Source organism: Desulfotalea psychrophila LSv54 (assembly GCF_000025945.1).
GTDB classification, from domain to species: domain Bacteria; phylum Desulfobacterota; class Desulfobulbia; order Desulfobulbales; family Desulfocapsaceae; genus Desulfotalea; species Desulfotalea psychrophila.
This window is the reverse complement of sequence record NC_006138.1, coordinates 3399058-3423619: the sequence shown is the minus strand read 5'-3', so window position 1 is coordinate 3423619 and position 24562 is coordinate 3399058. Positions and strand designations below refer to the sequence as shown.

Annotated in this window: 21 protein-coding genes and 1 tRNA gene; 9 read left to right on the top strand and 13 right to left on the bottom strand. The window is 49.1% G+C overall.

The features are described 5' to 3' along the window. Positions 1–348: 348 nt before the first annotated feature. The 9 genes from DP_RS15310 to DP_RS15270 all read right to left on the bottom strand — a co-directional run bounded on the left by DP_RS15310 (position 349) and on the right by DP_RS15270 (position 8328). Positions 349–1047, bottom strand: coding sequence for an RluA family pseudouridine synthase (locus DP_RS15310; protein ID WP_041278105.1), 699 nt, complete (start codon positions 1045–1047; stop codon positions 349–351). A gap of 85 nt (positions 1048–1132) precedes the next feature. Beyond that, positions 1133–2785 (bottom strand): YcaO-like family protein, encoded by a 1653-nt coding sequence (locus tag DP_RS15305; RefSeq protein ID WP_011190264.1) that lies wholly within the window; start codon positions 2783–2785, stop codon positions 1133–1135. 277 nt (positions 2786–3062) lie between these two features. Further along, entirely contained in the window at positions 3063–3245 is a 183-nt protein-coding gene (locus DP_RS17665) for a hypothetical protein (protein ID WP_083819003.1), read from the bottom strand. A gap of 184 nt (positions 3246–3429) precedes the next feature. Next, positions 3430–3771, bottom strand: coding sequence for a hypothetical protein (locus DP_RS15295; RefSeq protein ID WP_011190263.1), 342 nt, complete (start codon positions 3769–3771; stop codon positions 3430–3432). Positions 3772–3958: 187 nt separating this feature from the next. Then, complete coding sequence (locus tag DP_RS15290; RefSeq protein ID WP_041278913.1) at positions 3959–5404, bottom strand: protein adenylyltransferase SelO; 1446 nt, start codon at positions 5402–5404, stop codon at positions 3959–3961. A 41-nt stretch (positions 5405–5445) separates the two neighbouring features. Further along, complete coding sequence (locus tag DP_RS15285; protein WP_049785166.1) at positions 5446–5937, bottom strand: ion transporter; 492 nt, start codon at positions 5935–5937, stop codon at positions 5446–5448. A 396-nt stretch (positions 5938–6333) separates the two neighbouring features. Then, positions 6334–6909, bottom strand: coding sequence for a methyltransferase family protein (locus DP_RS15280; protein WP_011190260.1), 576 nt, complete (start codon positions 6907–6909; stop codon positions 6334–6336). A 110-nt stretch (positions 6910–7019) separates the two neighbouring features. After that, on the bottom strand, positions 7020–7412 hold the full coding sequence (locus tag DP_RS15275) for an acyl-CoA thioesterase (protein ID WP_041278103.1): 393 nt from the start codon (positions 7410–7412) through the stop codon (positions 7020–7022). Positions 7413–7536: 124 nt separating this feature from the next. Next, complete coding sequence (locus tag DP_RS15270; protein ID WP_011190258.1) at positions 7537–8328, bottom strand: prepilin peptidase; 792 nt, start codon at positions 8326–8328, stop codon at positions 7537–7539. Between the two features lie 174 nt (positions 8329–8502). On the opposite strand from DP_RS15270, the gene DP_RS15265 reads away from it, so the two are divergent. From DP_RS15265 to aroA, 6 genes are read left to right on the top strand one after another with little or no spacing between them, the layout of a single operon-like run. After that, complete coding sequence (locus tag DP_RS15265; protein ID WP_011190257.1) at positions 8503–9291, top strand: dihydroorotate dehydrogenase electron transfer subunit; 789 nt, start codon at positions 8503–8505, stop codon at positions 9289–9291. Beyond that, positions 9279–10208 (top strand): dihydroorotate dehydrogenase, encoded by a 930-nt coding sequence (locus tag DP_RS15260; RefSeq protein ID WP_011190256.1) that lies wholly within the window; start codon positions 9279–9281, stop codon positions 10206–10208. The genes DP_RS15265 and DP_RS15260 overlap by 13 nt, the downstream gene beginning before the upstream one ends. Positions 10209–10226: 18 nt before the next feature. Further along, a complete protein-coding gene (locus DP_RS15255; RefSeq protein WP_011190255.1) occupies positions 10227–10469 on the top strand; it encodes a DUF1232 domain-containing protein in 243 nt (80 codons plus the stop codon). Between the two features lie 33 nt (positions 10470–10502). After that, positions 10503–11183, top strand: a complete 681-nt coding sequence (gene aroD / locus DP_RS15250; protein ID WP_011190254.1) for a type I 3-dehydroquinate dehydratase — start codon at positions 10503–10505, stop codon at positions 11181–11183. 22 nt (positions 11184–11205) lie between these two features. Further along, positions 11206–12057, top strand: coding sequence for a shikimate dehydrogenase (locus DP_RS15245; protein ID WP_041278909.1), 852 nt, complete (start codon positions 11206–11208; stop codon positions 12055–12057). Further along, entirely contained in the window at positions 12054–13319 is a 1266-nt protein-coding gene (aroA, locus tag DP_RS15240; RefSeq protein WP_041278102.1) for a 3-phosphoshikimate 1-carboxyvinyltransferase, read from the top strand. Before DP_RS15245 ends, aroA begins: the two co-directional genes overlap by 4 nt. Before the next feature lie 159 nt (positions 13320–13478). Here the strand turns inward: aroA and lptD are convergent, their stop codons facing one another. Then, positions 13479–16247 carry an LPS-assembly protein LptD gene (lptD, locus tag DP_RS15235; RefSeq protein ID WP_156792331.1) on the bottom strand — a complete coding sequence of 923 codons (2769 nt, stop codon included), beginning with the start codon at positions 16245–16247 and terminating at the stop codon, positions 13479–13481. Positions 16248–16956: 709 nt separating this feature from the next. Between lptD and DP_RS17165 the strand changes: the two genes are divergently transcribed. After that, the gene (locus tag DP_RS17165) at positions 16957–19608 is read left to right on the top strand and encodes an Rne/Rng family ribonuclease (RefSeq protein ID WP_011190249.1); all 2652 of its coding nucleotides are present in this window, start codon (positions 16957–16959) and stop codon (positions 19606–19608) included. Between the two features lie 52 nt (positions 19609–19660). Next, positions 19661–19737 (top strand) — tRNA-Arg (locus tag DP_RS15225). 114 nt (positions 19738–19851) lie between these two features. Here DP_RS15225 and DP_RS15220 read toward each other — a convergent pair. From DP_RS15220 to DP_RS15210, 3 genes are read right to left on the bottom strand one after another with little or no spacing between them, the layout of a single operon-like run. Beyond that, positions 19852–20514, bottom strand: a complete 663-nt coding sequence (locus DP_RS15220) for a LutC/YkgG family protein (RefSeq protein ID WP_011190248.1) — start codon at positions 20512–20514, stop codon at positions 19852–19854. Continuing rightward, positions 20507–21937 (bottom strand): LutB/LldF family L-lactate oxidation iron-sulfur protein, encoded by a 1431-nt coding sequence (locus DP_RS15215; protein WP_011190247.1) that lies wholly within the window; start codon positions 21935–21937, stop codon positions 20507–20509. Before DP_RS15215 ends, DP_RS15220 begins: the two co-directional genes overlap by 8 nt. Continuing rightward, positions 21930–22682, bottom strand: coding sequence for a (Fe-S)-binding protein (locus tag DP_RS15210; protein WP_011190246.1), 753 nt, complete (start codon positions 22680–22682; stop codon positions 21930–21932). Before DP_RS15210 ends, DP_RS15215 begins: the two co-directional genes overlap by 8 nt. A 353-nt stretch (positions 22683–23035) precedes the next feature. Here DP_RS15210 and DP_RS15205 point away from each other — a divergent pair, with 353 nt between their 5' ends. Next, positions 23036–24499, top strand: a complete 1464-nt coding sequence (locus tag DP_RS15205) for a catalase (protein WP_011190244.1) — start codon at positions 23036–23038, stop codon at positions 24497–24499. Positions 24500–24562: the final 63 nt, after the last annotated feature.

The following is a 24562-nucleotide window of genomic DNA, read 5'->3' as shown; positions in this document are numbered from 1 at the left end:
AGGTGTTTAGGATAAGCAGATCTAATTTCCACCTATTGCGATATAGAAGACAAAGAAAAACTGGTGATTCCCATGTTTTTCCGATAGGCTGAGGGCGAGCCCGCTGTCATCTATGCTGACAGGTGAATTATCTCATCTCTTTTTGTTAATAACAATGTAATGGTGTCGTCTGTCTGGTGCAATGAAAAAAGGACAGCTATTAATTGTTTGGGAGAGGGGCAATAGATTATAGCTTTGGCTTTTGAAATTTATTGGCAGGGTTGGGATGAGGGAAGGCCATCCAATTGGAATTGGATGGCCGCGGTGCAAAGAGAGGGAGGGCCCCTTATTCAGGGGCGCCTCTCTCTTTTAAAGCTTACGCAGGAGTCGGGTGAAATCCTCCGGTAATCCTGTGTCAAAGGTCATTATTTTGTGGCTGTAGGGATGGGTGAAGGAGATTGAACGGGCATGCAGGGCAAGCCGTTTTAAACCACTGGTCCCGGTCCCGTATTTCTTATCCCCGGCAACGGGATGTCCATTTTCCGCGAAGTGGACGCGGATCTGATGTTTGCGTCCGGTGAGCAGATGAATATCGATCAGGCTAACTTCCTTTCCCTCTTTTATTACCTTATAGGCTGTCTTGGAGAGCTTACCCTTGGTGGAATCCGGGGTTGAGTAGACCTTATATGCCTTGTTTTCGGTTAGATAAGATGAAATTGTGCCCTCTTTTTCTTTTAACTTTCCGCAAACGATGGCGAGGTAGTGTTTTTCGGTATTCTCCCAATCCTTCTGCAGGAATTTTTTAGCCTCTTCACTTTTGGCAAAGATAAGTAGCCCAGAGGTGTCTTGATCCAGACGGTGGACTACATACACCCTGTTGCTTGATTTAGGATTACCCTTGCGCACATAATCATTGAGCAGATAGTGGGCCGTTCTCGATTTTTCCCGATCGGTGCCGATGGTCAGTAGTCCCGTTGGTTTCACCACTACGATGATATCTTTATCTTCGTGGAGGATTGGCAGTCCTCTTGGCTGATGCTTTTTACTCGGTCGTTGCTCTTTAATCATATTGTCCAATTTGGTTCAGCATTTTCCTGGGTGCTCATTTCTGAGTTGAGCCCATTCGAAACGGTTAGTCAATGAGGTAGCCATCTTACATTTTTTTGCCTGTCTCTTCTTTGAGACCCATGGCGGCAGCCTGTTTTTTCAGCTCTAATCTGTCGTACATTTTTAACATACTGTCATAGTTATTATGAAGTTTTGTGCTTATCAGGTACTCTTTTCCCTCTAAGATGTCTCTGGCTTTTTCGACGTTTTCTCTGCCAAAGATATTAAAGAGCGCCTCTTTATACTCAGACCAGGGTAAATTGTCCTCTTCCATGCGAATCAGCTCTGCGACGATATGACCGAGCTTATTCGTCCCTGCTTCCAGGGCTGGCAGGGCATCTTCTCTATTACCACGGATGAGCTGTATCTGGGCCCTGAATTCAAGCATGGTGAAGTTCTTGGCAAAGATAACCCCGATGTACGTTTCGACATTGATGAAATCATCTAGCTCGTCAATGGTCTCCAGGATATTCTCAGGATCATAGTTGGCAAAATCCAGTACCATATCCCGAATCCACTTGCCTCTGTTTTTGTTATTGTAGAGGAGGTCATCTATGGGGTAGACCTCAGATATTTCAGGGACGATTATCTGGCAGGAGTAAAAGTCAAGGTAGCTGTACTCTCGTAGATAGATCTCTTTACCCATCTTATCCAGGATGGCAGTGAGATATTTCAGCTCTGCCTCACAGCCCTCCCCTTTATAGTCCCAAGGGGTGTAGGAAAAACTCTTGGTGGAACGTAAAAAGCCAAAGCCTATTTTTCCATTTGAGTCAACAAAGTGAGATTCAAGGTTAAAACTGTCCGAGACAAGATTCATGTCAAAGGTGGGCACTTCAAAGGCATCCAGATTATCCAATTCCCGACCCTGCATCAACTCTGTCATGGTTCGCTCCAGCGCCACCTCCAGGATGGGGTGAGCGCCAAAGGAGACAAAGAGGGAGGCGTTTTTGGGGTTGATCAAAGAGATGGCGGTGACGGGGAACTGTCCCCCTAGTGAGGCATCAAGTACCTCGATGATGTAGCCCAGTTTCCGCAGTGCCAGAACATCACTCTGCAGTCGTGGCAGGGCTTGGACTGTCTCGTCGGGGATCTTGGGCAGGGCATAGCCATTTTTGATGATCTCTATTTTTGCATGGCGCTCAAAAATCTCACTGAGCGCCTGTACCTGTGCTTCCTGAGGGGTATTGCCGGAGGCCAGGCCATTGCTGACATAAAGATTAGCCAGGACATTCAGAGGAAAATGGACAGTCTCACCATTTGATTTTTTGGCAAAGGGCAGGGCAATGATCCTCTCCTCCTGATCACTGTTGTAATCAACAAGGTCTTCATCCTCAAGCTCTCCGGTTGGATTATAGATCAGGCGGAGTTCGTCGTTGAGGTAAGGCCCACCAAATTCAAAGGCGACCTGATCAGGGAAATATGAACGGTTTGGCAGGTGGAAATCAGTGAAAAAGTTATTGGTTTGGAGTCGTTCAATATATTCACCCAGGGCACTGGCCATGGATGCCTCTGACAGAATTCCCTTACCATTGGCATAGATATGCTCTGGTGCTTCAGTTGAGGTGAGGTTTACCGAATAACAGTGCTGCAGGGGATGCTTTTCCTGGGAGAAAGTAGTTTCACATCCGGCATCTGCTAAAACAGCCTTCATTTTTGTAATTGACTCTTGTAGCGAGGCATCTTTGGATAAAAAATTCATTTTTCACTTTTTCTGTGTCGTTAATAAAATAGTTTCTAGCGAGACTCCGAGTAAATTGCTCTTTTTACTGCCGCCTCTAATGAAGCACTATGGCCCTGATTTGTCATTAAACAAAATGGCTTAATTCAGAGATAGTTCCTTGGGGCTTATTAAAGGAGAGGTTGAGTAATTTTTATTTAGGGGAAGGAGTATTCCGCTGGTCGGTTGCAGGAGGGGTAAGCCACCCTTTTGGGGGTGGCTTGTTTGTTCTTTGTCGAGGTCTTGCTTTGGGGTCATCTTAGAGAAAACGTTTCAGCTGATATCTTTTCGCCAGATCCGCCCTCTCCTCCTGAGGAAGAGATTTCATATATGCGTTCCAGCCGGGACACCAACCTGCATGCCAGCGCCACAGCCTGCCCAGCAAAGAGTTTGGACGCCGCTTATATTGTGCCCGAAAGGGGCAGTTTGTGCATATTGCCATGGCCAATCTCCTCATTAAAAAGTTTCTATAAATGCAGATCTAACTAGACTTATCCTAGCAGAATGAATCTGTCAAGCCTGGTAGGAGAGGGCTGGCAATGCACCTGTGCCAGCTGAAGCCATGGCGGTAGACGGGGGAGGGCTCGTTTTGCCAGGAGGCTATTTTTCAGCCCCGCCTGCAGGTCTTAGTTATCAAGAAAATTCCACCATTTTTTTCTTTCCTGCCGGGACTCTTGGCCCTGCTCAGAGCCCTTATCTAACTCTTTTTGTATCTGCTCTGATTTTTTCTGTCTCTGCTTTTCAATGCCTCTTTTGCTTGTCTGATTCCCTTTCTCTTTTGCTATCTTTTCTTTTGTCCCCTTCACCCTCTCTCTTGTCTTCAGCATGGCCTTGTCGTTGTCCCCTGCCTTATGGAGTTCCTCTTGGGCAGCTGTGGTCTTTCCCTTGCCGGCCCATTCAGGTTTTGCTGCCGAAGCAGATACGGCAAAGGCGGTGATCACTAGAAATACTAGAATTTTTATCTTCATAAGGTTCTCCTCTGGTTGTGGTTTTAAGTGAGCATATCCTTTGGCCTGGGCTCCAGGCCTCCCCAGGTCAAGCCGCCGAGTTTGTAGCTTTCAGTATAGCGGGAAAAAATGGCCCTTACCAATCGGCTCCCCTACAGGGCCCGATGCTTCGGCCTGGTGGCTGTGGGGAAGGGGGCAGAGCTGAGTCTCAGGTGCCACAGAAGGTTTGGTAGTTTTTGTCACCGTCGCTCGGCGGGTCTTGGTAGAGGTGTGTTTCTGTCAGCTCTTCATAGGGGGCGCGGAGAACGTGGAGAAGCTTTTCAGCAAGATTCACCCGACCCGTTTGCTCGCACTCTGCAATTGCCGCTTCGATATGATGGTTTCTGGGGATGAGGAGCGGATTCTGTTGTCTCATCAGGGTTTGAACCTCTTGGAGATCTGTACCCTGTTCTTTTAATCGCCTTTGCCAAAGATCAAAGTAGTTGCCCAGTTGCCCCCGCATTTGCGAGGCGATGGGCTCAGAGCTCAGGGACTTGGTCAGGAGGTCGAAGGTGAGGGTATAGTCCATTTTTCCTATCTTAAGCTGATCGAGGAGGGAGATGATAAGCTTCTCATCCTTTGCTTGAAGGGATGTCAGTCCAAGCTTTTTGCCCATCATCTTTATATACACCCGGTTGAATCTATCTGTATAGGCTATCAGAAGGGGGTTAAGCTGGTCTATTGCCCTGTTCCTGTCGGCGTTGATCAGTGGCAATAGACATTCAGCCAATCGTGTCATGTTCCACTGGCTTATTGCAGACTGGTTGCCAAAGGCATAGCGTTTCTTGATATCAATGGAGCTGTAAACGGTATGAGGATCATAAGCTCCCAGCATGGCACAGGGGCCGTAGTCGATGGTTTCTCCGGCGAGGGAGGTGTTATCTGTATTCATGACTCCGTGGATAAATCCAACCCTCATCCATTCTGTGATCAGTTGAATTTGTCTGCCAATGACCCTGTCAAGAAAGCGGATATATTGATCTGTGGCCCCCTGCAACTCTGGAAAATGGCGATCAATGGTATAGTCGCAGAGGCGCTTAAGGGCCTCATGCTCGCCCCGGGCGGCGAAGAACTCAAAGGTGCCAACGCGCAGATGACTTGAGGCAATTCTGGTTACGATGGCCCCCGGTAGTATGGACCTACGGTAAACGTCTTCTCCGCTGGTGACAACGGCTAAACAGCGGCTGGTGGGAACGCCCAGGGCATACATTGCCTCACTCATGATGAACTCTCGAAGGGCGGGGCCGACGGCACAACGACCATCTCCTCCACGGGAAAATTGGGTGGGGCCGGAGCCCTTGAGCTGAATGTCCCATCTCTGTCCGGATTTATCGAATACCTCGCCAAGCAGATGGGCCCTGCCATCTCCCAGTTGGGGGACGAAGCTACCAAATTGGTGTCCTGCATAGGCCATGGCGATGGGTTCTGAGCCGGGCAGAAGCTGATTCCCCGAAAAAATCTGAGCCAGGGCAGCCTGCCCCAGTTCCTCTGGAATCATCAGCTGTTCAGCCAGAGGAGCATTCCATAAGAGGAGCCGGGGGGCCAAAACAGGGGTAGGCAGGCTCTCTTCATAGAAATCACTGCCCAGTTGTCTGTAGCTATTTGAGAAATTCATCATCCATCCCCGCTTTTTGTAAGGTAAGTTTTCTGGAAAAACTACTCAGCCTGCTGTTCGTCATCCTGTTTTTTCCTCATGCGTTCGACATGCATGATAAGGGCATCAACTGTATTCTTTAAGAGGGAAAGCTCTTCAACTGTCAGATCATCCAGCTGTTCGAGATTGTACTCTATTGCATCAATTATTCTTCTATGGGGACGTTGCATTGGCCTCATAAAATAGGTTGTGATAGTTGCGACAATGGTGCCAAAGAAGAGCATGGAACCGATGACTATCCATAGTCCACCGACAAATTGGGCTGTATTGGATGTGGGCGAATCCGCTATTCCTGCGGTGGAAAAGGCGGCGATTCCCCAGTAGAGGGCATCTCCATAGGTATGGATAGACGAGCCCTCAACATTTGACTCTGAAAAGTAGAGGGCGGCAGAAAATATGAGCCAGAGGATAATCAATAGGGCCAGCATCTTGACAAAGGGGGTGTGGAGAGAGATATCTTTAAAAAACTTGGTCGAATATTTCAGCCTTTTCATAAGCCACACCATGCAGTAGTTAATTTTTATATGGCGAACCACATTGGCAGGCGGCCCCGATAGATATGCGCTGAGTATATGACCTGCCTAGCTAAGGTTATCCTGATTAGCTGGATCGTGTCAAATATGGAGGTAAAGGGTGAGGGGCAAGATTGTGCCACAGGCAGTCTGGTCAAGCGGTAGCTGTCCTCGTGGGGCTGGGCTGTTGTGGCAGGTGAGGAGGCTTCCCTCTTTTAAGAGGGAATCTCTGTCAGAGGTGGTATCTGCTAGACCCTCAAGAGAAATCGTCAGGTCATGCGTCTGAACTATTACAACTAAAAACCTGTCTTGATGGGTGAGTATAGATATCAGAGAAAGCGAATACTTTGATATCTATGCGGAGAGATTGGGGTATGATCACATTAAAAAAGGAACAAACATCTTGGTACGTGTCATATATGATTTATATTGCTCACCAAAATAGGATATGTTTTCCTTCTCTTCTATCTGGGCAGTGGCAAATAAAGCCATGCTGGTGGCTAGGGCAAGCAGAATACTTAGTAGGGTAAGTTGTTTGAATGCAATGCCCCAAGCGAGAAAGAGGAGGGAGGTGTACATGGGGTGGCGTATATGTCTGAAGATGCCCTCTTCAACAAGGTTAGCTGTGTTTTCAAAAGAAAAGTTCTCTGCTCCATTCTTACGATCTGTCTGTCCACCGATTTTTTTCAATAAATGCAATCCCTGGATAACAATGGTGGCGGATAAAAACAGAAAAATCCACGAGATGATGTGAGTAATTGAAAAAGGATCTTTGAACCAAACCTCTATGCGGAGCATGAGCAGGCTGAGAATTCCTTCAAAAACAAAAAAACGATAAAAACCATGGCATTTTTTGTTCTGTAGAGGTTTCCAGGAAATTTTTAAAAAGATGAGTGAAAAAATAATAAAGCATAAAATTCTTGCTGAAACAGTGAGGTCCATCTGTGATTCCATTTTGGTGATTTTTGTGGAGCAGGGCCAGGGAGAAGAACGAATATCCCTGGGCGTAATAAACAGGGCATTTCCCGCCTGGCCCTTCTCTGATTTTTTCTTGGTCTGTGGGCTTAGGCTACGTCTAGAATGAGGGTGGGCTTCCGTTCCTCGTCCAGGGCGACAAGGGTGAAGGTGCCAGTAATGGCCTCTATTCTACTGTCTGAATACATCTCTTCGACAAAAATATTTACCTGTACATCGAGGCTTGTTTTGCCTATGCGCCCTATGCTGCCGCTTAGTTCAACGAAGGTGCCGGAGGGGATGGGGGAGGAAAAGTTAATCTTTTCTGAAGAGACGGTGACCATTACCTTGCGGCTGAAACGGGTTGCCGTCATAAAGGCTACCTCATCCATCAGCTGCATGGCCGTGCCCCCATACATGGTGTTATAGTGGTTGCAGACACTGGGGAATATGGTTTTGAAGATACTGGTCTGGGCCTTTTCTTTTCTCTCTTCTATGTTCATTACATGCCTTGGTTTGTGGTATAAGTATAGAGTTATCAAGGGATAATTCCTGTCCTTGTCAAACCGGCCACTCTATATATGAATTTACTTCAGCGCCAGGTATTTCGCTGACCGATAGCCTCTCCTATGGCCACTGTCCGTTCAGGTAGAGCTGGAAAAAGTATTGAATTTCCACGCTGTAAAAGAGGTAGACAAGGGCTGCAAGGCAGAGGAAGGGACCAAAGGGGATTTTTGTCTGGTTGCCTTTGTTTTGGATACGCAGGGCAATGAGTCCAATGATGGCGCCAAAGAGTGAGCTGGTAAAGACGATGAAGACAAGGGACTGCCAGCCGAGCCAGGCCCCGAGCATGGCCAGAAGCTTGATGTCACCTCCTCCCATTCCCTCCTGTTTTCTCAGGGTAAAATAGCCCCAGGCAATGGCGTAAAGAGCTCCGCCTCCCACCAGTAGTCCGATAAGCGAGCTTAACCAGCTTATTTCCGGATTGATAAAGGAGAAGAGAAAACCAAGGGCTATGCCGGGCAGGCTGATCAGGTCGGGGATGATCTGGTGATAGAAATCAATGACGATAATGACCAGCAGGGCGGCGCTGAAACAAAAATAAGCGAGGAATGTGAGGGTTAGCCCGAAGTGAAGAAAAAGGCCCAGGCCGAGCAGGGCCATGGACGCCTCTATCAGCGGATACTGCCAAGAGATATGCTCTTTGCAGGAGCGGCATTTCCCCCCCAGGATGAGAAAGCTGAGCAGGGGGATATTTTCATACCAAGAGAGTGGGTGGTTGCATTTAGGGCAGTGTGATGCCGGATAGGCAATGGAGCTGTTTTCTTCCGGAAGTCTGAGGATGACAACGTTAAGAAAGCTTCCTATAATAGCACCCAGCAGGGCGACGATGATAAGAGGGAGGATACCGTATTCCATGGAGTTTGTATTCCTAATCTGGTAAGATCCTGCCTTTGTCTCCTTTCTCATTCCCGCAATCGGGCCTGCAAGAGACAGTGGCAAGAATATATCGACGATGACTTTAAGTAAACTAACTATAGAGTTATTTTAGGTAAACACATTGTGATTACAATTAAAACAAAATAAACAATTATGGCACAAAACCAAGAGAACGCAATTATTACCTCTGTGGAACAGCTTTCTGCTGAAAATTTCCGCATGGGTTTTCATGCACCGAAAATAGCCGCTGTGGCCCATCCAGGCCAGTTTGTCATGGTGCGGCGCATGGGCAGTACTGATCCTCTCCTTCGTCGACCATTCTGTATACATCAGGTGGATGATGATGGTGGATTACAGCTCTACTTTAAGGTGGTCGGTCGTGGCACCAAACTCTTATCTCAGTTAACGCTTGGAGAGGAGCTCTCTATCCTTGGCCCCCTGGGAAAGGGTTTTGCTCTGGTCAATAATCGCCCGGCATGTCTTGTCGGTGGTGGGCTAGGTATTGCCCCGCTTCTCTTTTTGACCCGTAAGTTGGCCGAAGGAGCAGATGATCCGTCGCAGATAAGGGTGATCCTTGGTGGCCGCTCAAGGGCTGAGGTTGAACCGCTAGTGGCAGATTTCGAGCAGTATGGTGTGCAGGTTTTCTCTACCACCGACGATGGCAGTTTTGTCAGGAAGGGTTTTGTTACAGAGGTACTTCAGGAACAGGCGCTTGTCGCTGATTGTCAGGTTTATACCTGCGGCCCTGAGGCTATGATGGCCCGTGTCTTTGAGCACTGCCAAGAGAAGGGGCTTGCCTGTCAGGTCTCCGTTGAAAAGGAGATGGCCTGTGGCATAGGGGCCTGTCTGGGCTGTTGTAAGACTAAGGCCGATGGCACATATACCCATGTCTGTATTAATGGCCCTGTTTATAATGCGGAGGAGCTACAATGGAAAAAATAAGTGAAGGTGCAGATCTTCGAGTTGACATTGGCTCCTTAGAGCTGCAAAATCCCATTATGACTGCTTCGGGTACCTTCGGCTATGCTCGGGAGTTCAGCCAGCTGGTTAAGCTGCAAAAGTTGGGTGCCGTGGTGGTCAAGGGGATCTCTCTTCGGCCCCGTCCCGGTAACCCTCCGCCTCGTATTGTCGAAACGTCCAGTGGCATGCTCAATGCCATTGGTCTGCAGAATGTTGGGGTGGATAGGTTTATCAGCGAAAAGATGCCCTACCTTCAGGAGCAGGGGCTACCGGCAGTGGTCAATATCCTCGGGGATTCTCTGGAGGAGTATCGCGATATCGCCCAGAAGTTGCGTGGGGTTAAGGGTATTGCCGCTATCGAGGTGAATATTTCCTGCCCCAATGTGAAAAAGGGCGGGGTGGCCTTTGGCACCAATCCGGAGATGGCCGCTCGGGTAACAAGGACGGTCAAGGATGCAGCCGATGTGCCGGTGATGGTCAAGCTCTCTCCTAATGTGACGGATATTACTGAAATCGCCCGGGCCGTAGAGGCGGGTGGTGCCGATAGTCTCTCTATGATTAATACCCTTATCGGTATGGGGATAGACATAAAGACACGGAGACCATCGCTTGCCAATATCATCGGCGGACTTTCGGGCCCTGCCATAAAACCGGTGGCCCTGCGTATGGTATATCAGGTAGCCAAGGTTGTCTCCGTGCCCATAATAGGCATTGGCGGTATCTCTTCTCTTGAGGATGTTATTGAATTCCTCCTGGCAGGAGCATCTGCGGTGCAGATTGGAACGGCTAATTTTGTTGATCCTGCCATAAGCAGTGATCTTGTTGAGCAGCTGGCCGACTATGTGCAGGCAGAGGGATTGAGCTCTGTCCGTGAATTGATTGGTGCCCTTGAGGCCTAGGTCTGGTGAGAGAAGAGTATGGTGAGGCTCCTGGCGGTTTTTTTTCAGGTATGGCGCAGATCCCCCTCCATCCTGATGCGGCTCTTTAAGCGCGGTACGCCGTGGAGGGCTCGTCTGCTTATCCTTGCAGCTCTTCTCTATCTGTTTATTCCCTATGATTTTATTCCCGAGTGGCTGGTTGGTATAGGCCTCGTGGACGATTTGTTTATTGTTACCGGTCTTCTTGCCCTTGCAGAGAGCATTGCTGGTGGTGAACAGTAGAGGCTAAATGATCCATGCGACGAAGAGGAGCTTATGCATTCAAGAAAAATTTGTGTTTCACTGGGACAACCAACTATGCCTCAGGCGCTTGAGGCGAGCCTGCGTATTTTTGGAGCAGATGTTATTGAGGTGCGTCTTGACTATATAGATGTCCCGGAGATAGATCCCTTTGTTGAAAGTCTGGCGACGGATCTGCTCTTTACCTGTCGTCCTACCTGGGAGGGAGGTCTCTTTGCCGGGACTGAAGAGGATCGTCTGGCCTTGCTTGCCGAGGCGGTGAGAGCCGGCGCTGCCTATATTGATCTGGAGCTTCGGTCAGCAGAGGAGTCTCATCAGTATCTGCGTACTTATCTCGCCGAGAGGGAGACAGAGCTTATTCTCTCGTATCACGATTTTGAAAGTACGGCAACTCTGGCAAAACTCACCGGTATTATTGACCAGATGCAGGACGCCGGTGCTGATATAGGCAAGCTTATTACCACAGCCAACAGCGCGGCCGATGTTGTCCGTGTTTTTCAGGTTCTGGAGTATGCAGCCAAGAAGGGCTTACCTCTTATTGCCTTTTGCATGGGCGAGGCGGGAGCCGTTAGTCGTGTTGCCAGTTGCGACCTTGGCGGCTATATGACCTACTGCTGTGCCGATGGGGCAGAGGTCACAGCCGCAGGGCAGATAACTATCTCTGAGATGAGAGGGATCTTTGCCCGTTATCCGTAAAAATATATTAGGTGGTACTTTTATGATAGTTGGTGCAACAGCAGTTTATGGAATTATAGGCAATCCAGTGAGCCACTCCATGAGTCCCCTTATGCATAATGCAGCCTTTGAGTCCCTTGGCATAGATGCTGTTTATGTGCCCTTTCGGGTGGAGGATGTGGAGAGTGCTGTCCAGGGATTGCGTGGTTTAAATATATGCGGGGTAAGTGTTACCATCCCTCATAAAGAGGCTGTTATCCCTCTTTTGGATGAGGTTGACCCCGTTGCCGGCAAGATAGGGGCGGTTAATACCATTGTTTCATCTATGCGGGATGGCAGACCCTTTCTCAAGGGCTTTAATACCGATTGGATTGGGGCCAACAGGGCCCTGCAGGCCGTGGTTTCTCTTAAGGGCAAGCAGGTCTTGCTTTTGGGGGCAGGCGGATCTGCCCGTGCCATTGGCTTTGGCCTGTTGGAGGCTGGGGCGGAGGTGATTCTCTGTAGCAGAACTCCATCCCGTGGCCGCCAGCTGGCAGATGAGTTTGGTTGTCTTTGGCTGAGTCTTGAGGATATTGGCAGCGTCCGGGCAGATATTGTGGTCAACGCTACCTCGGTGGGCATGGCACCACAAGAGGATGTCAGCCTGATGACGGTGGAGCAGTTGAGCGGGGTTGAGGCAGTTATGGATATTGTCTATTCACCCCATAGAACAAGGTTGCTAGCGAATGCAGATAAGGCGGGATGTGCAATAGTTTCAGGTCTTGAAATGTTGCTCTATCAAGGTGTCCAACAATTTGAGCTGTGGCAGGGCCGGGAAGCACCTCTTGCGGTGATGCGGCATACCCTGTATCGATTGTTGGGCTACGATGCTGTATTAAAGGAAAAAGAGATATGATTGAGATACAAACGGTAGGCAGTGTTGATGTAAGTGTTGCGGTGCCCGGTTCCAAGAGCCTGACCCAGAGGGCCCTGATTGCCGCGGCCCTTGCCGAGGGAGAAAGTACCCTGCATGGACCACTGGTCAGTGAGGACACGGAGTACTCCTCTGCTGCCCTGCGTCAGGTGGGGGTTACGATCGATCATGAGGAATCCTGGCGGGTGCAGGGCAATGCCGGTCGGATTGCCCCCTGTGCAGAGCCTATTTTTTTAGGGAATAATGGCACGGCAACCCGTTTTCTTACCTCTGTTCTCTCTCTTGGTAATAGCAGATTCGTTCTCGATGGTGATAAGCGTATGGCCGAGCGTCCCATTGAGCCCCTGATGACAGCCCTTCAGGGTTGGGGGGTAGATGTCAGTTCCATGCACGATACCGGCTGTCCGCCTCTGGTTATAAACAGCACCGGGCTTGCAGGTGGTATGACGGTGCTGCCGGAGGGAAAATCAAGTCAGTATCTCTCCTCCCTCTTACTGGTTGCCCCCTATGCCCGTGAAGTGGCCGAGCTGCGGGTGGAGGGCGAGGTCTTCTCTAAACCCTATATAACCATGACCCTGGATGTGATGTCCCGCTTTGGTATTCATGTAGAGTATAGCAGTGACTATAAATACTTTAAGATTCCCCGGGGTATCTATCGGGGGCAGGATTACTCCGTTGAGGGTGATGCTTCCAGCGCCTCTTATTTCTGGGCTGCCGCCGCTGTTACCGGTGGCAGGGTGCGGGTCGAAAATGTTTCTGTCTCGTCGCTTCAGGGTGATGTTAAGCTTGTCCCTCTGCTCGGGCGGATGGGTTGTGGGCTGAGTATTGAGGGGGGCGGTATTACCCTTGCCTCAACGGGAATGCTTGAGGGTATTAGTGTCGATATGGCTGATATGCCCGATGTGGTTCCTACCCTTGCCGTGGTGGCTGCCTTTGCCGAGGGAAAAACTCATATTCAGAATATTGGCCATCTGCGTATCAAGGAGTGTGATCGTCTTCATGCCGTGGTGACCGAGCTTACCAGGATGGGTGCCGAGGTGGAAGAACATTCTGACTCCATGGTGATCCATGGCAAGGGTGGTCGGGATCTTCACGGTGCCACGATCGAAACCTATGATGATCATCGAATGGCCATGAGTATGGCTGTGGCGGGGCTGAAGGTTCCCGGAGTAGAGATAAGCGGAGAGGGCTGTGTTGCTAAGTCCTTCCCGGATTTCTGGCAGAGATTTGCCCTCTTGAAGTAAATTCTGTTCCCCTTGCGGGGCCTCTTGCTCTGAGCAGAGGCCCTGCAATGTTCTGCTTTTCTATATTTTTCCCCTCCAGAAGACCAACCGTTTTTCAGCCTCCTCCCCATGTCACTTGTTGCAGCACAGGTAGTGCAAAATATCAACGGGCTTTGCCTCTTAACGAATTCCCGCACCTGCGCTTATTGGCAGACCGATATTGGCCAGGGTAAAGACCAGGAGTAGCTTTTCATCTTCAGGGGTGCTCTCGTAGCCCATGGTTACCGACCAGCATGGTTGGGTGTAGGTGAGGCTGAAGTCTGCGACCTGAGTCTCATTGTCAAAGATAGAGTGTTCTATATCAATTTGGGTAAACCAGTTGTCGGCAAGATATAATTTGAAGTAGCCATTGATCTCGTCGATATCGTCCTCGTCTCTTTTGCTGTACTGAAGGGCTACTGAGTCACCACGGTCAGTCTTGTACGAGGTCGTTAGGGTGTGACTAACGAAACCCTCGCCATACACATCGTACTCTGTCTTATAGCTGAGATAGGTGTTTCTCCATGGATACCATTTGAGTTTAGCCTCTATTTCCGAGAGATCGTCGGTGACAAGATCGAGTTTGCCATTGTCGTCGTATTGGATGACGTCGTCGAGGTAGTAGGTCTGCTTTACCTCAAGATGGGCATACTCTTTCTTGGTGCTGCCGAACTGGTTGAGGTAGGTGTCAAAACCGTAGGTGACGCCATTTTGTTGATCTATTCGATCTGTGCTGTCGAAAAAGGGTAGATTCTCCTGATCCTCTTCGGGAACAAAGTTGTAGCGAACGTAGGGGCGGATCTGGTGAGTGAATCCAGAATCCTCTGTCCCGCTGCTGTAGAAATCTCTTTCAACGGTGGTGGCTACTTCTACCTCAAAATCATAGAGGAGTCTGTTGGGGGTGGTGCCTTTTGTCCACTCATCTGCGCCAACCGGGTCGCCATAATTCTCCACCATATAGTAGGTGTCGCGCAGGCCAAGTTCTGCCCGTGATTCAAGGTACTCACTGAGGGGAAGGTTGGTGGAAATTTTGGGGTGGAGATCAAAACGATGGCCGCCATAGCCATCCTCTCGCCAGTAATTAACATAGCCACTGTCCCAGTCGAAGGTTAGTGCTGTTTCGCCTAGAGGAATGGCTCCTGAATAGGTGATGCTGGGGAGTTTCCAGAAGGGATTGTCGGTTTTTATTCTCTTGCCGTCGGCATCTGTGCGGACATCGTTGACCCCCAAGACCTCCATCTCAAGGAACATATTGTTCCAGCCCTTCATTACCTTGAAGGTGTTATTGCGAAGCATTTCTGTATCGTTTGCAAAGCCTCGGCCAAAATTATCCAGATAACGTACATTGTTTTGGTCATAGCCATCTATTCCTGAATCAAATTCTTGCAGGTAATCCTTATCCGAGACGATATCGAGGTCAAGACGGGCCAGCCAGCCATCACCAAAGGTATGATCTGACTTAGCACGTATCCAGTATCGATCACTGTTCTGGTAGGTGTACTTTGTCTCAGAGGACTCAAGCTTGTCGTGAAGATAGGTGGCATTGAACGTGCCCTTCTTGTCAGCGCTGGTTGCATAGCGAAATTCAGTTCCCGGCATAAATCCACGTCTGGCATAGTACTGTGGGTAAAGGCTTGCATCGGTGGAATCTGAAATAGCCCAGAAGAAGGGGAGATTGAGGCCAAAGCCACTGTTGCTGGAGGCGCTCATCTCAGGATAGAGAAATCCTGTTTTTCTGGTTTGGTTGATGGGAATAATCATATAGGGCAGATAGAAGACAGGGACGCCCTTGACGTGAAAACGTGCGTGTTTAAGAACGGCATAGCCATCTTGTTTGATATCAGTTTCACTGCTGACAATGGCCCAGGGTGGTGTTTCACCCTCCTCCAGTTTACAGGTGATAACCCAACCATCCTCTATCCTATAGGTGTCATATCCTGTTCTGGCGATTTTTTTGCCCTCTAGATAGAGCATGTCTTCTTGACGCAGGCTTGCATCGTGAAAGGTACCTGTTTCGTCTTCAAGCTTAATTTCGCCTTTGGCGGCAGTGAGGATGCCCTTGTCGCTTTCTATCAGGACGTTACCCTTGGCCTTTATCATCCCACGTTCAACATCATAGGCAAGCCAATCTGTGTGGATGGTGGTGGTGGTCCTGTATTGCGGAGGGGCAGTGCTGTTACTCTGGGCCACCGTTGTTTTTTTGGGGGCCTGGTTTGGTTCTTGGAGAAGGTCATGCCAGGGGGAGGTAGCTTGGCCAGGGGAGGCTGTCGGTGCCGGTGGGATGAGTTCTCTTTTTTTGAGGACTACATTTCCCGTGGCGACGATGCTACTGGGATTTTGAAAGCGGGTGAGCTTGTCTGCTGTGATGTTCCACTCTTCTGTCGAAATCATATTTCCCGGAGCTGGCTTTGTCGTAGGCCGGGCCTTGGGAGCCTCTGTTGCCTCTTTGCTTGCCCGAATGACTTTTGCTGGCACCAGCGTGCCCTTCTTGCTGGCGATTGACCATGCGCCAAGCGTGGTGAGGGGAAGATAGTGGCTGTTTTTCCCGCCAGCCTGTTGGCTGATAATAATATCATTGATAGCGGCTGAGGAGTCTACCCCGTTTTCAGCACCATTGATTTTTATATTACCTCGTAATTTAAGCTTCTCTGCATTGAGGTCGTAGGCGAGCCAATCTCCCTGGATTTTTTGTGCTGTCTCCTCTTTCTCCTTGGGGACAAGTACGACATGGCCTGTTGCCACGAGAGTCTCTTGGTCATCGTATTGGATGATTTTGTCTGCAGTTATATCCCAATCTTTGGTGGAGACAGAGTCACTCGCCATCGCCTGTCCGGAGGAAAGGAGTACTGAGAGAAATATAGTGGCAAGAGAACGGCGTAATGTGAGAGGCTGTGGCAAAGGGATTGTCACATCAAACTCCTTGTTATAAAGAATTGGCACCTATGAGACAAGTCTCTCTAGGTAGAAACAACTGGAAACGCTGACTTAGGCGTTGCCTGTGCTAGGGTTGTACCCGGGCAAGTCCCATGCTTTACGGGATGAGTCCTTTAAGATTATAGTGAGAATAGCAAGGAAAAATACAGCGTTTAAGGTAGAGGTGTCAAGGTGAAAGTGTGAGTTTTCCCTTGAAAAAATCATGATTTTATATTAGTAAAAAAGTATAATTTTTATCGTTTAATGTGAAAAGTAGTTGCTTTTGCCTGTCAAATGATCCCCTCATTATTTTGTTTTGTCTTGATTACGGTTTTTTTTTGCCGTTATTTGTTTCTCTGTAATGGAAGAAAAGATGGTGAAGAGAGGTTAGTTTTGACTTGTGTGCGGGATAAATCGTACATAGTGTTGTCGAGGGTGAAAAGGAAGAGTCGCGAGCGTTCGTGACGTAAGTATTTATGGTACTTTCACACAGAATTGGAAGCATATAGAAATACCTTGTTTTCCAGGTGAGGCTCCCGTTATGGGGGAGTCGAGTAATCAAGTGGGAAAACGTTTATTGGTCTGTATGCGGGTAAGGCATTCTTTGCTAATGCCTCAACATAGTATGTTTTTGTCTTTCTCTATAGAAGATCTGGCAAAAGCACATCTCCCTGAATGCTGATAAGATGTCAGGGAAAGGAAAAGTATGACAGTTAAAAATGATGGAAGTGAGGCGCAGTCTAAGAAAAGTGAAGGAAATGAGGCAAAATCTAAGCTGAAGATTAAGGCGAGCACCGGTGCATGGTGGAAGAGTAAGGTGGAAACAGAGGCAAAGGCCCCTGTTGCTGCCAAAAAGGTGAGCAGTCAGGTTAAGACTCCTTCTCCTGAGGCTGTTCAACCCACTAAACCTGCCAAACCCGCTCAAGCCGCTAAGCCTGTTAAGGCCGCTAAGCCTGCTAAGGCCGCTGAAGCCGCTCAAACCGCTAAACCCGCTAAACCCGCTAAGCCTGCTAAGGCCGCTGAAACGGCTAAGCCTGCTAAGGCCGCTAAGCCTGCTAAGGTCGCTGAATCTGCTAAGCCTGCTAAGCCCGCTAAGCCCGCTAAGCCTGCTAAGTCCGCTGGGGCTACTAAGGTCGCTGAACCCGCCAAGCCCGCTAAGACCACCAAGCCTGCGAAGGCTGTTGAGGTTGCTGAAAAGGTGGTAGGTGGCGCAGTGGAGCAAAAAGCACCTGTAGCAAAGGAATCTGCACCTAAGCCTCCGGCAAGAAAGAAGAGAGCAACTCGTCCTGCCAGGCCGGTCGCCAAGGCCAGCTCGGAAGAGGCTAAGGTTGCTTCGGAGCCAGCAAAAAAGGCTGTAGAAGCCAAAAGTGGCGAGAAGCCTGTACAAGATGTCGAGAAAGCCCCTGTAAGTTCAGCTGAAAGCCCTGCCCCTGAGAGCGAAGTAGCCCCTAAGAAAAGACCTGCCCGTCGTCGTTCCCGTTCCAATAAAAAAACAAGCGCCAGACCGGAAACTGATTCCGTGGCAGAGAAAGCGCCGATGGATCCAGCCCCAGTGTCTGAAAAAGCTGTGGCGGCTGAAGCGAGCAGTGGTGAGGAGAAGGATGAAAAGGCGAGCAAAGGCCCTAATCGTAGGCGCTCACGCCGTCCAAGGAAGAGACGTCCCGCAACAGATGAGCAAGAGGCTGTGGCTAAGGACGCCCCCGTGGCAACTGCTGAGGTGGCTGCTCAGGTAGCTCCTCAGGTAGCGCCTCAGGTAGCAGACGATGATTTTGGCTCTGGTTCTCGCAAGGCAAAACGGGATGATGATATAGTTTTTACCGGTCTCGAAAAGTCTAAAAATGTCCGTCTTCTTATCAATGCAGAGGAACCGGAGGAGTGTCGTCTGGCCCTGTTGGAGGATGGTCGTCTTGAGTCTATTCATGTCTCAACGGTTACCCGGGCTCAAACCAAAAACAATATCTATAAGGCTAAGGTCGTTGCCGTTGAAGCTAACCTGCAGGCAGCCTTTGTTGATTATGGTACGGTAAAAAATGGTTTTCTCCCCTTTAGCGAGATTCATCCTGAATATTATAGGGCTGATTTGAGTGAGAGTGCGCGCAAGAATGTTGAAGAGCGTCGTTGGAGACGTCTGAAGATCGAAGACGTGATGGCACGCGGTCAGGAACTGCTGGTGCAGGTAGTTAAGGAGGAGGTGGGTAAGAAGGGTGCCAATATGACCACCTATCTCTCGCTACCAGGTAGATGTGTTGTTTTAATGCCTGGCTCTGATTCTGCTGGTATTTCCCGCAAGATAGTGGGTGAAGAGCGTCGCTCCCAGCTACGTGACACCATGCGCTCTTTGGGCATTCCGGAAGGTACAGGTTGGATTGTTCGAACGGCAAGTGTTGATATTAATGAAGAGGCCCTAGCCCGTGATGTAACCTACCTGCTTAAATTATGGGAAGATGTTCGGGAGAAGGGGCAGGAAATTAAAGATGTTGGTTTGATCTATGAGGATCATCGAAGTGTTATGCGTTTTCTGCGCGAGCACTATGATCCCTCTATTCAGGAGATCCTGGTGGATGCCCCGCTTGCCCTTGAGCAGGTGAATGAGTTTGTCAGCATGCTCCCTGCCAATCAGCAAAATGTGAAGGTGCGTCTCCATAAGGGTAGTCGCCCTATTTTTAACCAGTTCAGCGTTGAAGATCAGATAGAGTCTATCTATCAACCTCAGGTGAGTCTTCCTTCGGGCGGTTCCATTGTTATCGATCCCACCGAGGCCTTGGTGGCAATTGATGTGAACTCCGGCTCTACCTCAAAGGGTAAGAACTTTGACGAGTCTATTTTTCAGGCCAACATGGAGGCCGCGTCCGAGTTTGCCCGTCAGCTGCGACTGCGTGATCTTGGTGGACTTGTTGTTGTCGATTTTATTGATATGCGCAATAAGAAGCATATCAATGCTGTGGAAAAACAGGTGAAGATTGCCATGAAGCGGGATAAGGCCAAGGTGGACTTTACCAGAATCTCTAAGTTCGGTTTGATGCAGATATCTCGGCAAAAGCTTGGCTCACCCATTGAGGCAGGTGCCTATCGTGTCTGTCAGCACTGTAAGGGACGTGGAATAGTTCGAGCCGTTGAAACCCTTGCCCTCTTTTATCTGCGCCGCATTCAAACGGGTGCCAGCCGTAAACCCGTGGTTAAAATCGAATGTCATTTTCCTTTGGATGTGGCCTCTTATCTGCTGAACAATAAGCGCCAGGAGATTACTGAGATGGAAAATAATAATGAGGTTGAGATTATGATCGTCGTTGAGTCTCGTTTTAAGCCTGCGGAGAACGAGATAGTCTTCCATCGGGCAGAAAAAGAGAAAGAAGTGTAAAAAAGTCCTTGCCTTTGTCTCCCCAACGGGGTAAAAAGGCAACGTCTTGAGCGCACCAGTAGCTCAGCTGGATAGAGTACTTGACTACGAATCAAGGAGTCGCAGGTTCGAATCCTGCCTGGTGCACCACTTGTAAAAAGGAGTTACAGCAATTTGCTGTAACTCCTTTTTTTTTGCCCATCCTGCCACCCCTTCTGCTAAGGGCGTCCGAGTCCCTGCTTTACTGAATCCAATAGCCAGATATCAGTCAATGATATATACAATAAAATCTGTTGGTCCATGTACCCCAAATTGCAGAATCAGCTCAATGTCAGCAGTCTTCGAGGGACCTGAAATAAGCAGGGCATTGGTAGGCATTGCTTCGCTCCAGTTAAGCTTTTCTATTGCCTCCTGAAATGAGGTGAATATTTTATCTGCCTCCACTACAACTATATGCAGTGGTGGTACTATTGACATGAGACGCGGTTCCTCAGGTGTTGGCCAGAGGATTACAGCTGCTGATTCGGCAATGCCGCCAAGGCAAGTTGTAATGGCTGCGTCATAGGCAAAGAGCTCCTCTTTAAATTCTTCCACATCTTTGTCCCAGGCAATAGGCTGGCAGGGACTGTCTGCGGGCCACTGCTTATCAATGGTCTTGCCAATATCTGTTGCGGGCGCGTAGAGCATGTTTGAAATTCCGCGCTCCTTGAAGAGCAGATTAAGTTCATCTACCCATGCATCTCCTCCCACTCTAAAAACCTCTGTCTGCACCGCGCTCATGTATTCGGTAAATTTGGCAATACACTGATCTCTAGACCAGTTTTCAATTGACCACTCTTTTTTTTCGGGGAGATAGGCGTCAGTGCCATACTTCTGCGCATTGTAGAGACGGCCCATGATCTGTTCACGACTATTAGTGCTACTCATGACGAATACCTTCCTTTTTTACCCGATCCTTAAGGCTCTGTTTGCCGAATTTCGGTGCAGTGCGGACACTGGTCCATGCCTTGAGTGGCCCTACCTTTGGCAACTTGTTGCCAAAGGTAGTTAAGAACCAAAGCATTGTCTTATTTATAACAGGGTTAACCTGGGCAATTTTCCAGGCCTTCCAGGTCACTGTCTCAATTAGATTTTTCTTGTAGCCATTTCCTCCAATTTTTAAGAGATCACCATTGCCGTAACTTTCGTCGCGTATTCTGCGAATAATTTCCGGGATGGGAATCTTCACCGGGCATACTTCAGCGCATGCATTGCAGAGTGATGAGGCTGTAGCCAGAGCACCTTTGGGATTGAGCCCTTCCAGTTGTGGCGTAAGTATTGTGCCAATGGGGCCGGGGTATGCTGAGCCATAGGCATGCCCGCCAATACGGGTAAAGACGGGGCAGTGGTTCAGGCAGGTGCCACAGCGAATACATTTCAGTGACTCGCTTAACTGCGGATCATTCATTATCCGGGAACGACCGTTGTCTAAGAGAACAAGATGTACCTCTCGGGGGCCGTCCCGTTCGTCTTTCTTACGTGGGCCGGATATCATGTTGAAATATGTGGTGATGCGCTGGCCGGTGGCGGAACCGCAGAGCAGGCGGTACAGGGCAGGGATGTCCGCCAGATTTTCAACGATTTTTTCTACTCCCATCAGGGCAATATGTAAGTCGGGCACCGTTGTACACATGCGTCCGTTGCCCTCATTCTCCACCAGGCATAGGGTGCCTGTTTCGGCTATGCCAAAGTTGACTCCGGATATTCCGGCATCAGCAGTCTGGTAATGGCTGCGCAGGGTGCTGCGTACCTTGGTGAGCATGACGCCGACATCCTCGGTGTACTCCATGTCGGGTAGATTATCGGCCAATACTCTGGCGATCTGTTTTCTGTTCTTGTGTACCGCAGGAACAATAATATGTGATGGTGGCTCATTGTTAAGCTGGAGGATGAATTCGCCAAAGTCAGTTTCTATTATCTCTTTGCCATGCTTTTCAAGATAGGCATTGAGATGAGTCTCTTCTGTGGTCATTGACTTACCCTTAATGACCTTGGTTACCGAATGTTCATCGAGGATGCCAAGGATAAGTTCGTTGGACTCAAGGGCTGTCTCTGCCCAGTGCACTATTATGCCGTTTTTAATGCACTGTTTCTCGAATTTCTCAAGCAGCTGTGGGAGCTTGCCGATAACATTTTTTTTCATTAAACTGCCCACATCACGCAGGTGTTCAGTCTCTTCCGGAGAGGAAAATATTGTCTTGCGTTTGGCAAGTAAGGTATCCGTTGCAGCCCGGAAGTTGGCCCGTAGTTCAGTGTCTGCCAATGCCTCTGCTATATTTTTGTTAAAGTCAAATTCTGATGTGCTAGCCATTGATTCGCCCCCAAATAAATTCAGCTATATGAATACCGGGTATCTTTATATTTTCTTTTTCCATTTTGCCGGTAATGTTCAGCAGGCAGCCGGCATCACCACTGATAACAGCAGAGGCTCCCGTTGCAACTACATCTGCTACCTTATCAGCAACCATTGCTCCGGAAATTAATGGCTGCTTAATAGAGAAGGTGCCGCCAAAACCACAGCATTCATGCTCTCGCTTAAGCTCTACCAGCTCCACATTGGCCAGCTGGGCAAGCAGGGCCTTGGAATCTTCAATGCACTGCGCCTCCCGCATTGCATGGCATGAGGAGTGCCAGGTTATTTTTATCTGTTCTCCTCTGTCAATATATTGCGCCCCGGCTGCTTGGTGTAAAAATGTTGTAAGCTCTACGATTCGTTCACTGAATCTCTTAACTTCGAATAATTTGTCTGAGTCTTGAAATAACTGAGGGTAATGAATTTTCATCATTCCGGCACATGATCCCGAGGGCACAACGATTGGATAGTCATGCTTTGAAAAAACCTCCACCTGTTTCCAGGCTACCTCCCGCGCCTCTTCTATAAAACCTGAGTTGTAGGCAGGCTGTCCGCAACAGGCTTGCTCCATGGGGAAAACCACCTGATACCCTTCCCTTTCAATGAGGTGTATGGCTGCCATTGCCGAGTCTGCGTACATCATATCGCCAAGGCAGGTCCCGAAGAAATAGACTGCCTGATTTTTATTACCTTCTCTTGCCATATCTGAGCTCCTTGAGGTTTAAGACTCTGTAAATCGTTCTTCCTTTAACGGTACCCTCCTGCGCGGCCCATTTCCCCTGACTGAGCCTGTTCTGCTCGCTCATGGGAAAAGGGGCTGATGCGCTTGGTTCAGTTTATTGCCTGGTGGCGGTGAATTCAAATGGCAAGTGCAACATGTCTGTGAGTAAGGCCTTGTTTTTGGGGATGAGTTCTTTGCCCCCCAACGCTTTTATTGTGGTAGGGCTTTTGATACTCTTAAGGTGGGTCGATGTCGGGTGATCGAATCTGGCATGAACATTGAACTAAAGGAGTCCCCTCTTGTAAAACCGTACCCCTAAGCCAAGGAGAGCTGTTATGAAGGATGAGAAAGATAAATTAACAGGCAACAACGGTGCGCCTGTTGTAGACAATCAAAATGTTATGACAGCAGGACCTCGTGGGCCTCTGCTGCTCCAGGATGTCTGGTTTATGGAGAAACTTGCCCATTTTGACCGGGAGGTCATTCCTGAAAGGCGAATGCATGCCAAGGGATCTGGTGCCTACGGAACCTTTACCGTTACCGATGATATCAGGGCCTATACCAAGGCAAAAATATTCGCAGAGATAGGGAAGACGACTGATCTCTTTGTTCGTTTTTCCACGGTGGCAGGAGAGAGGGGGGCAGCCGATGCCGAACGGGATATTCGGGGCTTTGCCATGAAGTTTTATACCGAAGAGGGCAACTGGGATCTGGTCGGTAATAATACGCCGGTCTTCTTCCTGAAAGATCCTCTCAAGTTTCCAGACTTGAACCACGCCGTCAAGCGTGATCCCCGCACCAATATGCGCAGTGCCGCCAATAATTGGGACTACTGGTCATCGCTGCCGGAGGCACTTCATCAGGTCACCATAACAATGAGTGATCGGGGTATTCCCCTCTCCTATCGACATATGAATGGATATGGCAGCCATACCTATAGTCTTCTCAATGAGAACAATGAACGATTCTGGGTCAAATTCCACTTTAAAACCCAGCAGGGCATTAAGACCCTCAGTGATGAGGAGGCGGAAAAACTGGTTGGCAGGGATCGGGAGAGCCATCAGCGTGATCTCTTGGAGGCCATTGATAATCATGAATTTCCCAGTTGGAAGATGCAGATTCAGGTGGTGCCTGAAAAGGAGGCCGCAAATTTTCCCTTTAATCCCTTTGATCTGACCAAGGTATGGCCGCATGACGATTATCCACTCATTGACGTAGGCATTATGGAGCTGAACAAGAATCCCGAGAACTATTTTGCCGAAGTAGAGCAGGCGGCCTTTAATCCGGCCAATATTGTCCCGGGCATCGGCTTTTCTCCCGATAAGATGTTGCAGGGTAGGCTCTTCTCCTATGGTGATGCCCAGCGATATCGTCTTGGGGTTAACCACCATCTCATCCCGGTAAACAGGGCCAGATGTCCATTTCACTCATTTCATCGGGATGGGGCCATGCGAGTCGATGGGAATTATGGGGGAACCCGTGGCTATGAACCTAATAGTTATGGTGAGTGGCGGGAACAGCCTGAGTTTAAAGAACCACCCCTCACTCTTGAAGGGGCGGCTGACCATTGGAATCATCGAGAGGATAGCGATGACTACTACTCTCAACCCGGCAATCTATTCAGGCTTATGACTGCTGAACAAAAAAAGGTGCTCTTTGAGAACACGGCAAGGGCCTTAGGCGATGCCCCTCGGGCAATCAAGATGCGTCATGCCTCTAACTGCCAAAAGGCCGATAGGGCCTATGGCGAGGGGGTTGCCATGGCCTTGGGTCTGCCCGTGTCCGAACTTGAGGAGTAGGTAGCTATAGCTGAAGGGTCTCCCCTGGCGGGGACAAAAAAAAGGCAACCTGTGGTACCGGTT